Below are 13,300 nucleotides of genomic sequence, written 5' to 3' on the forward strand. Positions count from 1 at the left end.
TAAAAAAGCAAATGGCTATGTCATTTGCTTTTTTATTGTTGACCTGTGCCGGCAGTCGGGCGTAAGCTACTGATTAATTCACCTGGGTAAACCTGGCCCTGTTTTCATATTGTTAATTCTAATAAGATACCAGTTAACATACAGATAATTAATAATTTAGCAATCTAATCTACACTAACCACGGCGTAGCAGCGGAGTAATTTCGGCTTGGTTTTACCCAACCGCTACTGCTATGGCACTTAAAAGGTCTACTTTCTTTTCGCTCCTTCTTGCTTTCTTTTTCCTGTCGTCAGGGCTTGGTTTCGCCCAGTCTCAATCAGTCAAGGGGACCGTCAGCGATGACAATAACCAACCGTTACCAGGGGTCAACGTGGTTATAAAGGGAACCTCGGTCGGGACGCTCACAAACGCAGACGGTACCTTCACACTGACGCCTGCCAAAGTGCTCACGGCTCAGGATGTGCTGGTGTTCAGCTTTATCGGCTTCACGACGACGGAAGTACCCTTCAAAGGGCAAACAACCATTAATCTGTCACTGAAAGCCGATAACCAGACGCTTAATGAAGTGGTGGTGACGGCACTTGGCATACGGCGCGAAGAAAAATCGCTGGGCTATTCGGCCTCGACAATCAGTGAAAACGCGGTGAAAGATGCCAAAACCAACAACTGGGTCAATTCATTGACCGGCAAAGTGGCGGGTCTGAACATTCAGGGGGCGGGCGCAGGCCCAATGGGATCGTCACGCATCACCCTTCGGGGCGAGTCGTCGCTTAATCTGGATAATAATCAGGCCCTGATCGTAGTCGACGGGGTACCGGTCAGCAGCCGCATCACGGGCACTGGCTATACCTCCCACCTATCGGCAGATAGTCCGGTCGATTATGGCTCGACGGTATCGGACCTGAACCCCGACGATATTGAAAAGGTCACGGTGCTAAAAGGTGCCGGTGCCACCGCCCTGTATGGCAGCCGCGCGGCGGGCGGAGCGCTCATCATCACCACCAAATCGGGTGCACGCAAAGACAAAGGCATCGGTGTTACCTACAATACCAACTTTAGCATCGACCAGGTAAACCGCTGGCCCGATTACCAGTACGAATACGGCGAAGGGCGGACCGACCTGTATTACTCGTATCTGGACAGCCCCGACGGCATCAATACTGGTACCACGGCAGCGGCCGGCCGGGCTTTCGGTCCCAAGTTCAACGGGCAAATGTACTACCAGTATAACCCCAACGACCCACTGGGGAAGCCAACCGAACGTACCCCGTGGGTGGCGTACCCCGACTACATCAAAGGGTTTTTCCAGACGGGCCGCACTTTCTCCAACAGCCTGTCGCTGGAGGGTGGTAACGAAAATGGCTCGGCGCGCTTTTCGTTTACCCACCTGAAAAACGAATGGATCATTCCCAATACGGGCTTCGAGCGGATCAACGCGGCGTTGTCGGTCAGCCAGAAACTGTCGAGCCGCCTGAAAATCAGTGGTAAAGCCAACTACACCAACAAACGCAGCGATAACCTGCCCGCCACCGGCTACAACAATCAGTCGCTGATGTATTTTCTGATTATCGGCACCGCCCCCAACATCGATCATAACTGGTACAAGCCCTACTGGCAGCCCGGTCTGGAAGGCGTACAGCAGAAAAACCCGTTCAACCCCGGCCCCGACAATCCATATCTGGATATGTATGAGATGTTGAACAAGATGAATAAGAACGGGCTGATCGGTAATGTGTCGGCCAACTACCAGATCACCGACAATCTCGATCTTCAGGTACGTACCGGGCTGGATATGTCGTTCGAATTTCGGTCGCAGCAACGGCCGTTCAGCATGACCAAATTTCCGCGGGGGATGTACCGCGAGCAGAACGTTTTCAGCTACGAATCGAACACCGACTTTTTGCTCACCTACCGAAACACGTTTGCCCGGCAGATAGGACTGACCGTGTCGGGAGGGGGCAATGCCATGCGCCAGACCTACGATTTTGCGGGTCTCTACGCCGATCAGTTGTCGCAGCCGGGAATCTACCAGATCTCCAACAGCCTGAACCAGGCCGTGGCCGATCCGCTAAAAACCCGTAAGGCCATCAACAGCCTGTACGCCGCTGCTCAACTGTCGCTCGATGAGAAAATATTCGTGGATGTAACGGGGCGTAATGACTGGTCGAGCACGCTGCCTTTCCAGAATAACTCCTTTTTCTATCCCTCGGTGAGCACCAGCTTTTTACTGAATGAACTGCTGACCCTGCCCAAGGCGGTTTCATTCGCCAAAATTCGCGGGTCGTGGGCGCAGGTGGGCAACGACACCCGGCCGTATCAGACAACCAAGTATTACGACTCGATCTACGGCAACAGCTTCACCAACTCAGGTACGTTGTTCAACGCCGATCTGAAGCCCGAGATCACGTCGAGCTTCGAGGTTGGGCTCGACGTCCGTCTGTTTCAGAACCGAATTGGGCTCGATGTGGCCCTGTATGATAACAGAAGCCGCAACCAGATTCTGGCCGTTCCGCTCGATCCCGTCTCGGGCTACTCGAATGCCCTCATCAATGCCGGGTTAATCAACAGCAAAGGAGTGGAGGTGAAACTGACCGGTAAGCCGATCAGCACGCCCCGCTTCACCTGGAACAGCACCGCCATCTGGTCGCTCAACCGCAGTTATGTGCGCGAACTGGCTCCTGGCATTACCAATCAGGTTATTTACAGCCATAGCGGCAACGTGACCATTGAAGCCCGCGAAGGGGGCCGGATGGGTGATCTGTACGGAAAAGGATTTCAGCGGTCGCCCGATGGGCAGATCATCTATTCATCGGTGGGCCTGCCTGCGGCGCTCGACCCCGTGACCAGGAAGTGGGGAAATGCCTTCGCTGATTGGAAAGGCTCGCTGCTCAACGAGTTTCTGTATCGCGGGTTGCGGCTGAGCGTGCTGATTGATGGCCAGATGGGTGGCAGCATGTACTCGCAGACGAACCACAAGAACAATACCCTCGGCAAAACAACCGTGACCCTGCCCGGCCGCGATGGCGGCATCATTGGCGATGGGGTGGTGCTTCAGCCCGACGGATCCTACAAGCCTAATACGGTGAAAGTATCGGCGGCTTCGTACTACGACAACTACTACCAGATCAGTAATGCCGAGGTAAATATTTTCAGCGCGTCGTTTGTAAAAATCCGGGAAGTGCGACTTGAATTTAACCTCCCTCAAACTATGCTTGGTCGACTGGGTATCCGGCAAACGAGCGTGGCACTGTTCGGACGTGACCTGTTCAACTTCACCAAATTCCCCGGTTTCGACCCGGAGGGCGGTAACCTCAACAGTGGCACGCTGACACCCGGCGTAGAGCTTACCCAGTTTCCATCGACCCGCACCATGGGTGCCAACCTGACCTTCAAATTTTAAAATCATAACGCCCGCCAACGCCTCATCCCTACTGGCGTTGCCAGACGCAACTGGTGTTCGAGAAGACACATATAGCCATGAACCAACTCACTAAATGCCTGCTTGTCCTGGTCCTGTTCGGGCTGGGAAGCGTGGCGTGTACCAACGATTTCAAGGAAATCAACACCGATCCGAACCGGCCACAACAGATTAACCCCGGTGTGATGCTGGGTCAGATGCAGTACCGGATCGTAAGCAGTTCCATGCAGGCGGCCCGCAACCTGACCCACGAACTGATGCAGGTAGACGCGCCCCGGTCGAGCGCGGGCGGGGGTGGTGTGCATCGCTACGTGATCAGTCCGGGCTCGGGTATCTGGACTAATCTCTACACCAACCTGACTGATATTCAAGATATTTACACGCTGGCCGACGGGTTGAAAGAAAACAACTACAAAGCCATTGCGCTGGTGTACAAAGCCTGGGCGTACTCGATACTGACCGACCTGTACGGGGATATCCCCTACTCGCAGGCCACCAAAGCGACGGAAGGCATCACCAAACCCAGTTTCGATAAGCAGAAAGATATTTACAGTCAGATTCTGAAAGATCTGCAAACGGCGAATGACCTTTTCGACGATACCAAAATACTAACCTATGGCGGTGATCAGGTATACGCGACCGGGGCGCTGACCAGCGGCAAGAACGTGGGCATCCAGCGCTGGAAAAAATTTACCAATTCACTACGGCTCCGATTGTTGCTGCGCGTGCTGAAACGCGACGGCGAGGTAAACGCCAAAGAGCAGATTACGGCTATCCTGGCCGACCCGGTTAAATTCCCGACCATGACCGCCAATGCCGACGACGCCATTTTCCGCTACCCGGGTACGTTCCCCTACTTCAATCCGTATTACCAGGCCCGAACCCTCGACTGGCGCGACGGCACGTATTTCGCTGAGTTCTTCGTGAACCGCCTCAACGCCGACAATGACCCGCGCCGGGCCATCTGGATGATTCCTGTTACCGTAAGCGGTCAGTCGGTTTTTCGGGGTATTCAGAGCGGCTACCCGACTACGACAGAGTACGTAGTGGGGCAGAATTCAAGCTATACCGACGCGCTGAAAACGCTGCCGCAACTGGGTGTGATGATGCCCTTTGCCGAATCGGAATTTATCAAAGCCGAACTGGCCTTACGCGGCTACAACACCGGCAAAACGCCTAAGCAGCATTACGAAGCGGGCATTACGGCGTCGATGGTGCAGTGGGGCGCTACCATGCCCGCCACCCACCTTACCCAGCCGACGGTAGCCTACCCGACGGGCGCCACGGATGACAAACAACTGGAGCAGATCATGATGCAGAAGTACATTGCCTCTTTCTTTGTCGATTACCAGATGTGGTTTGAAAAACGACGGACGGGCTACCCGGTGCTCCCTCGCGGGGCGGGCATTCCGGCCGAAAATCAGTTTCCAAACCGGGTTCCGTATCCAACGTACCTGCAATCACTCAATCCCGAAGGTCTGGCCACCGGCGTAGCCTCGATGGGAGGCGACAATACCGTCCTGAAAGTGTGGTGGGATAAATAAGGAAACTGTCATTGATGGCCATTAGTAGTCATTGGTTGTCATTAATTGTAAACGGGCCACCCTCAAAACAATTAATGACAACCAATGACTACTAATGGCCATCAATGACTATTAATTAACAATCATGAACAGACTTATTTTTCTATTCTGCCTTGTTTCGTTCTGCGCCAGTGCGCAAAAAAAAGGAACGTACCTGAAGCAACTCGATGCGGCGCTTGAAGCCCGGCGGGTCATGCTGCCCAACGGCTGGAGCCTCAGCCCGGCTGGTCGCTCCCTCGAAGTGGGCGATCTGCCCCTCAATATGGCCGTTTCGGCGTCGGGAAAGCTGATGGCGGTGACCAACAACGGGCAGAGCACGCAGAGCATTCAGCTCATCGACGCAATTAGCGAAAAGGTGTTGCACAGTGTGGTGATTCCCAAATCGTTTTACGGCCTTAAGTTCAGCCGCGACGAGAAGGCGCTTTACGCCTCGGCGGGTAACGACAACCAGATTCTGAAATATACCGTTGCCAACCAGAAACTGGTGCTCACCGACAGCCTGATGCTGGGCAAACCCTGGCCCGTCAAAATCTCGCCCGTTGGTATCGAGATCGATGATGACCGGAACCTGCTGTATGTCGTGACCAAAGAAAGCAACTCGCTCTATATTTTCGATCTGGTCACGAAAGCCATTGTGCATCAGGAACAACTGGGTCACGAGTGCTACACGGCCGTGCTGTCGCCCGACAAAAGCGAACTGTACATCTCGCTCTGGGGCGGCAAAAAGGTGGCGGTATTCGATACCAAAGCCCGCAAAGTACTGGCTACCATTCCGGTGTCGTACAATCCGAATGAGTTGATTATTAATAAGAAAGGTACGCTCCTCTACGTAGCCAACGCGGGGGATAACAGCGTGTCGGTGATCGACGTGAAAGCCCGCAAGGTGATCGAAGTGCTGGATGCGGCCCTGTATCCCAACTCGCCGGTTGGTTCGGTCACCAACGGGCTGGCTCTGTCGGCGGGGCGTAACGGAGTAGAGAAAACGCTCTACATCGCCAACGCCGATAATAATTGCCTGGCCGTGTTCGACGTCAGCGAGCGGGGTAAAAGCGTCTCGAAAGGGTTTATCCCGGTGGGCTGGTTTCCCACGAACGTACGGATGGTGGGGAAGCGTATTTTCGTCACCAACGGCAAAGGCTTCACCTCATTTGCCAACCCGCTGGGTCCGCAGCCTGTTTCGGTCAATGTGCGCTCGGAAACCCATATCGGCGAAGCACCCAACAGCCGGTTGCAGTACATCGGCGGCCTGATGAAAGGTACGGTAAGCATCGTCGACGAGCCGACCGAAGCGGCCCTGAGCCTGTATTCGCAGAAAGTCTATAAAAACACGCCGTACCGGAAAGCCACCGAACTCAACGCCGAGGGCGAACCGGGCAACCCGATACCGATGAAGGTGGGCGACAAAAGCCCGATCAGGTACGTGTTCTACGTGCTGAAAGAAAACCGCACCTACGATCAGGTCTTTGGCGATATAAAAGAAGGCAACGGCGACTCGACGCTCTGTCTGTTTGGCGAAAAAATCACGCCCAATCAGCACAAACTGGCCCGCGACTATGTGCTGCTCGATAATTTTTATGTCGACGCCGAAGTGAGTGCCGATGGCCATAACTGGAGCATGGCTGCCCACGCCAACGACTACCTGGAGAAAACCTGGGTGGCGGGCTACAGCCGTCGTGGGGGCGTTACCGAAGGGATGGGACGCCGGGCCATTGCCAACGATAAAGATGGTTTCATCTGGGATTTCTGTAAGCGTCAGGGCGTCAGCTACCGCAGCTACGGCGTATTTGTCGATAAAGACAAAGGCAACATTCCGGCGCTGGATGAGCAGCACGTGTGTAAAAACTTCACGACCTTCTACGTCAACAAAACCAAAGACACCACGCGGGTGAACCAGTGGATGCACGATTTCGATTCGCTGCTGGTAGCGAAGGCGATACCGCAGTTCAGCACGATCCGGTTGGGTAACGACCACACCCACGGACTGGCGGTGGGGCAAATGACCCCGATGGCCTGCGTGGCGGATAACGATTTGGCCGTTGGTATGCTGGTTGAGCACATCAGCCAAAGCCCGATCTGGAACGAGTCGGCGATTTTTGTGCTGGAAGACGACGCCCAGAACGGCCCCGACCATGTTGATGCACACCGCTCCAATGCGCTGGTCGTTGGCCCGCACGTAAAGCGGCATTTCGTAGACCACACGCTCTATTCAACGTCGGGTATGTTGCGTACGATGGAATTGATCCTGGGGTTGCCGCCGATGAGTCAGTACGACGCGGGTGCTACGCCCATGTTCAGGAGCTTTACGACCCAGCCCGACAAAACACCCTACAAAGCCCTGCCCGCCAACATCGACCTCGACGCGCATAACACGGCCTATACACCCAGTGCCCGCAAATCGGAAGGCCTTGACTTCACCGACGTAGACCGGATTGACAACAAGCTGTTCAATGAAATTCTATGGAAAGGCATCCGGGGCGAAGAAGCGGTAGTGCCCGCTCCACGCAGAAGCGCTTTTGTGCGGGTGATGGCTAGAAAAGACGACGATTAACTCGCCGTTTACAGCGTCTGTTCTTAGCTGTTTCTAACGCAATAGCTAAGAACAGACGCTGTACTGTTGTACGCGGCACCCTACGCCGCCAACTCAAGCGGTACGGCTTCGGTTTTGCCTTCGGGTAACACCTCGGCAACGGGTTCTACGGTAACGACGATGAACTTCGAGGTTGGGGTGTTGCTGATGTAGGCTACACTCGCCACCGGCACAAGCGGGTTTACTTCGGGGTAATACGCCGCGGTATTGCCTTTCGGGATGTTGTATGGAATAGCAATAAACCGTTCCAGTTTCCGTTGCTGACCCTCGAAATGACTGGTGATGTTGACCAGTTGGCGCTCCCGAATACCACGCTCTTTCATGTCGTCGGCATGCATGAAAATAACCCGCCGCTCGCCATACACACCCCGATACCGGTCGTTGTAGTCATAGATTGTGGTGTTGAACTGGTCGTGGCTCCGAATCGACATCATCACCAGTTGGTCGGGCTCGATGTCGTGTTTTACCATGTCGGTCACCGTAAAATTAGCCTTGCCGTTTTCGGTGGTAAAATTCCGTTCGCGCGGGCCGTTTGGCAGGTAGAAACCACCCGGCATCCTGATCTTCTCGTTAAACTTGTCGAAGCCCGGAATCACGCGGGAAACGGCGTCACGGATACGGTCGTAGTTTTCGGTGTAGCCCACCCAGTCGACCTTCGATTTGTCGCCGAGCGTGGTGATGGCAATGCCCGAAATAATGGCGACTTCGCTCAGCATTTCGCCCTCCAGCGGCGGCAACACGCCTTTGCTCTGGCTCACAACCCCCATCGAATTCTCGCAGGACGTAAACTGCTGACCCGACTTCTGCATGTCGATGTCAACATGCGTAAGACAGGGTAAGATCAGCGACGTTTTGCCGGTAACCAGGTGGCCCCGATTCAGTTTGGTGCTCACAAACACCGTCAGGTTTTGTTTGCGGAGGGCTTCGGCCACAAATTCAGTATCTGGCGACGCCGACAGGAAATTGCCGCCGAGGCTAACAAACACCTTTGTTTTCCCTTCGTGCATGGCCTTGATCGACTCAACCGTATCGTGCCCGTGCTCGCGGGGAGGGTCAAAACCGTATTCCTGCTGAAGCGCATCCAGAAACTCCTTGTGTGGCCGTTCCCAAATGCCCATTGTCCGGTCGCCCTGCACGTTCGAATGCCCGCGCACGGGGCACGTACCTGCGCCGGGTTTACCGACCGCCCCTTTCATCAGGTGCAGATTCACGATCTCCTGAATGCTCATTACGCCGTTTTTCTGCTGCGTGAGGCCCATTGCCCAGCAGGTGACGATCTTTTGTTTAGGCGCAATCAGGTTGGCGGCTTCGAGCAATTGCCCACGTGTGAGGCCGCTCATCTCCTCAATGTCTTCCCAACTGGTCTGTTTGATCGTTTGCAGAAACTCATCGTATTTGGTCGTGTATTCCTTGATGAACGCATGGTCGATCACCATCCCCGGATTTAGTTCTTCGGCCCGGATCAGGTGTTTCATGATGCCCCGGAGCACCGCCATATCACCGTTGATTTTCACCTGCAAATGCAGATCGGCAATGGGTGTGCCCGCACTCAGCAACGTACCTACGGCCTTGATCGGGTTCATGAAATCCTGCGGATTTTTGAAGTGACTAAGCCCGGTTTCGTGCAGCGGATTTATGGCGATGATCTTCGCGCCGTTCCGTTTGGCAATCTGTAGTGCCGTCAACATGCGCGGGTGATTCGTCCCCGGATTCTGGCCCATAATCAGGATCACTTCGGCCTCGTGTACGTCATTAAGCGTCACCGATCCTTTGCCAAGACCCAGCGTTGGGCTAAGCGCCGATCCGCTGCTTTCGTGGCACATGTTCGAGCAATCGGGCAGGTTATTGGTGCCAAACTCCCGCACGAAAAGCTGATACAGATAAGCCGGTTCGTTGGGTACTTTACCCGACGTATAGAAGATCGCTCCGTCGGGCGATGGCAGCGCGTTCAGTTCATCGGCCACCACCTGAAACGCCTCGGGCCAATTGATCTGTGTGTAGTGCGTAGCACCGGGACGAAGCACCATCGGGTGCGTCAACCGGCCCGCATTGTTCAGGTCACGGTCGGTCATCCGCGACAGATCGACTAGACTGTGTTTGGCAAAAAAATCGGGGTCGGCGCGGCGGGTATCGGCGTCGGAGGCGGTTGCTTTGGCCCCGTTCTCGCAGAATTCAGCCACCGACCGGTGGTCATCCGGGTCGGGCCAGGCACAGGACGAGCAGTCGAAACCGTCTTTCTGGTTGAGCTTCAGCAGCGCGTGCGTACCCCGGCCCATGCCCGCTTCCGACCAGGAGAACTTCATCGATTTCAGCACCGCCGTTACCCCGGCCGCAACCGTAGCGGGCTTACCCAGTTTCAAGCCCGTAAACGCTTCGGGCGGTTGAGCCAGCACGGGATTTCTGTGTTTGGCCCCCACATTATCGGGTGCTGCCGGGCTGCGCTTGTCGGCGTCGGGTTTCCCCTGTGGATCATAATGGTCGTTGGTCATTTCTGTGCCCTGTCCGGGTCGATCACCGCTCATCGGTTTATTCTCGACATGCTGTTCGGCCGGATTACTAGGCTTTTTCTCGCTTTTTGGGGACTTATCCATGAGGTATTTCGGCTGCAATAGCGGCTTAACTAACCTTGATTCTGTAAACTGTATCGACTACTGAACGTTGTTGACGTCCGAAGATCGGCTTATCAAACTACCTGGTGAGCACTTATGAAACCACATCCCTTAAAACCCAGTATTACTATACTTTGTTGACGTCTGCCAGCGGCCGTATCGTTAAAAACTGGTTAGTAACAGTGAACCGTAACAGCCATCTCGTGGCTTTGCCTTCTTTGGCAGCGGCTTTTCAGAGGACAAACTCTCCAGGGTGCGTTGCGCAAGTAAGCGTGTCTACGCCCGTTCACTACTCAATCCAGTTGAAAAATTACAATAAGTAATTATACTTATTCAATATACGTTTATTAGATTTTCGTAAACATTTTATAGCCCAAAACCATCTCTGGCATAATAATAGAGGCCAAAAGGCAAACCGATTACATAAACTTGTTTACATAGGTATATCCTATTTCGGACCAGATAAGTACCGTTTGCTCAACTTAAATGACTCTGGCTTACCTTTTGTTTAATGCGGCATACCGTTTGTTCCTACCCAATAGAGCATGTTGATTAAAAGGAATAAACAGCTCTCTAACTGACATCTGTTGACATCAGCATCCCGGCATTTTTACAATTGATTACCACCTACCGCGTAAAGACCGGGTTTCCATCACTCAAAAGCTACCAGAGCTAGAAAATGCTACTCTGATAGCGCATCCTGCAAATTAACGACCACCAACTGCAAAACAGGAAGGCAGGGTTATTTGGAATTCTCTACGCATGCTCTCCTGCGGGCATGCCTCAACTACTCATTTTGTCAACCTAGTTAATCAACGTATCCACTCGACTTGTAATCGGCCTGTGAAAGGTCTGTTCCGTTACAACTTTTGTTGCCATGAAGAAATCATTACTTCCTTTTCTACTATGTATTCTTGTGCTGGCGTGGTCGACCGCTGCTTTCGCGCAGGCACCGAATCTTGGTACTACGGCCACATTTGCCCTGTTTACGGCAAGTGGCGCGTTTAACAATACGGGCGCGGCGGTAGTAACAGGCGATGTGGGCACCAGTGTAGGCGCGTTTAACGCCTTTCCGCCTGGTACACTCATTGGGCAAACGCGGTTGCCGGGTAGCACACAGGCAACTCAGGCAGCCACTGATGTAACCACAGCTTACAACTCATTGACGTCTGTGGCCTGCGGCACGCTGATCAGCCCGATTTTAGGTAACGGCCAGGTACTTACGGCAGGCGTCTATTGCCAAACCACGGCCGCCCCTTCGTCACTGACAGGTACGTTGACGTTGAACGGGCCAGGTACGTATATCATCAAGTTAAATAGCGCACTTACTACCGCCGCCGGTTCCGCAATCAACCTGACGAACGGGGCGTGCATCAACGACGTATTTTTTCAAGTCAACGGGGCTGTCGACCTGGGGACGAACTCTTTTTTCAGAGGCACTATTCTGGCCAACGGAGCGATCAGTCTGGCATCGGGAGCAACGCTCGAAGGTCGGGGGCTGTCTATCGCCGGGGCAATTTCGATCAGCGATAATATCGTGACGGCCTATGCCCAGACAATGGCCGTGGCAATCACATCGGGCGCTACCTGCAACACCGCTACTAATTTGTACACGCTCACGGGGAGCGTCTCGCTCACGGCAGCAGTGGCAGGTACGTTGACCATTTCCGACGGAAGCAGTACAACCACCGTAGCCGTTACGAGCGGACAGGCGTCGGTTGGGTTTAGCCTTCCATCGCTACAGTCGGGCACTGGCCTTCACACGGTTATCGTTACGGGTCCGGGTTGCAGTTCAGCTTCGGCAACGTACAATGCTCCCGTATCCTGCACTACCTCGGCTCCTGTTTCGGCCACTCTCAGCGGCATCGCCTATACCGACAACAACACAAATGGGACTCGTGACGGGGGGGACACACCCATTTCGGGCGTTGTGGTCACTTTATTGAATGCGACTAGTTCCGTTGCTGGCTCAGCGACGACCGGCCCGTCGGGTAGCTACAGTTTTACAGGTCTGACGTCCGGCGTACCTTATTCACTGAGTTTTACGGCACCGTCCGGCTATTCGGCGACTAGCCCCGGCAACATCACCGGCCCGTTGACGCTGACGTCGGGTGAGAACAAGGCCGGTGTAGACGTTGGCTACCGGGCCCTCACGCCAACACTGACGCTGGGTCTGTTTGTCGACCGATCGATTGCCAGAGCAGGTACGTTACTTACCTATGCACTTGTCGTAACCAACTCGGGAACGGGTCCGGCCAGTAACCTTACTGTGCGCGACTCCACATCGGCGGGCATGACGTACGTGGCCAATTCAGCCACCGTACCGGCTGGCACCACCTTTACGCCGGGTACGCCCAATACCTGGTTCATTCCAGGCCTTGGTGCCGGACAAAGCCTTACGTTGACCTTTCAAACGCTGGTTGATCAGTCGGGTATTCTGTATAACACAGCCAGTATTCCCGGCGATACGCTTCGGGTTTGTACGTCGGTACCCGTCAAGCTTTGCCCTGGTGATCAGTATGTGTTGTCTGTGCCAGCGGGGAGTGCCAGTTATCGCTGGTTTAAAGATGGCGTACTCATCGTGGGCCAAACAACCAACGAATTAACCGTTAGCGAACCTGGCTCGTATAGCCTGGGTATTGATGCTGCTGGCAGTAACTGTCCCAATTTTTCCTGCTGCCCGTTCATCGTGGAAGCCGATACGCTGCCCGTTTTTGTGGCCGTGGCCATTCCAGCAACCTGTATCAGTAACAGCGCGCTTTCCAATGGACAAATCAGGCTGAGTGGTTTCAACGCAACATACACGTTTCAGTACTCGGCTGGCCTCACCTTCGACTCCGCAAACGCACTCTCAGGGGCTCCGCAGCTAATTCCTGCTACGGGAATCATTACTAATACACTGACTAACCCGGTAACAGCGCAGGCCTACACGGTTCGGGTTACCAACAGTGCCGGTTGCTTTACCGACGTAACCGTTGTGCTGACGCCAACGATTTGTACCTGCCCGGTAGATGTCTGTGTACCATTCGTTGTTCGGAAAACGAAAGGCGTACCCATTACTCGCTAACGTTTAGATGGTACGCGGATTGGGCGATGAAACGGA

Annotated in this window: 5 protein-coding genes; 4 read left to right on the forward strand and 1 reads right to left on the reverse strand. The window is 54.2% G+C overall.

The genetic code is table 11. The annotated features are described in order from the left end of the window. Window positions 1-232 precede the first annotated feature (232 nt). The 3 genes from ACFE8Q_RS08065 (at window position 233) to ACFE8Q_RS08075 (ending at window position 7,549) form a co-directional block, all read left to right on the forward strand. The gene (locus tag ACFE8Q_RS08065) at window positions 233-3,400 is read left to right on the forward strand and encodes a SusC/RagA family TonB-linked outer membrane protein (RefSeq protein ID WP_375444859.1); all 3,168 of its coding nucleotides are present in this window, start codon (window positions 233-235) and stop codon (window positions 3,398-3,400) included. Window positions 3,401-3,477: 77 nt separating this feature from the next. Next, the gene (locus tag ACFE8Q_RS08070; protein WP_375444860.1) at window positions 3,478-4,962 is read left to right on the forward strand and encodes a SusD/RagB family nutrient-binding outer membrane lipoprotein; all 1,485 of its coding nucleotides are present in this window, start codon (window positions 3,478-3,480) and stop codon (window positions 4,960-4,962) included. A 124-nt stretch (window positions 4,963-5,086) separates the two neighbouring features. Continuing rightward, window positions 5,087-7,549, forward strand: a complete 2,463-nt coding sequence (locus ACFE8Q_RS08075; RefSeq protein WP_375444861.1) for a bifunctional YncE family protein/alkaline phosphatase family protein — start codon at window positions 5,087-5,089, stop codon at window positions 7,547-7,549. Window positions 7,550-7,629: 80 nt separating this feature from the next. Here the strand turns inward: ACFE8Q_RS08075 and ACFE8Q_RS08080 are convergent, their stop codons facing one another. Beyond that, window positions 7,630-10,179: an FdhF/YdeP family oxidoreductase gene (locus ACFE8Q_RS08080; RefSeq protein WP_375444862.1), complete on the reverse strand. Its 2,550-nt coding sequence runs from the start codon at window positions 10,177-10,179 to the stop codon at window positions 7,630-7,632. Window positions 10,180-11,074: 895 nt separating this feature from the next. Here ACFE8Q_RS08080 and ACFE8Q_RS08085 point away from each other — a divergent pair. Then, window positions 11,075-13,264, forward strand: a complete 2,190-nt coding sequence (locus ACFE8Q_RS08085; protein ID WP_375444863.1) for an ice-binding family protein — start codon at window positions 11,075-11,077, stop codon at window positions 13,262-13,264. The last annotated feature ends 36 nt before the right edge of the window (window positions 13,265-13,300 follow it).

It is taken from the genome of uncultured Fibrella sp. (assembly GCF_964250085.1).
Classification (GTDB): Bacteria; Bacteroidota; Bacteroidia; order Cytophagales; family Spirosomataceae; genus Fibrella.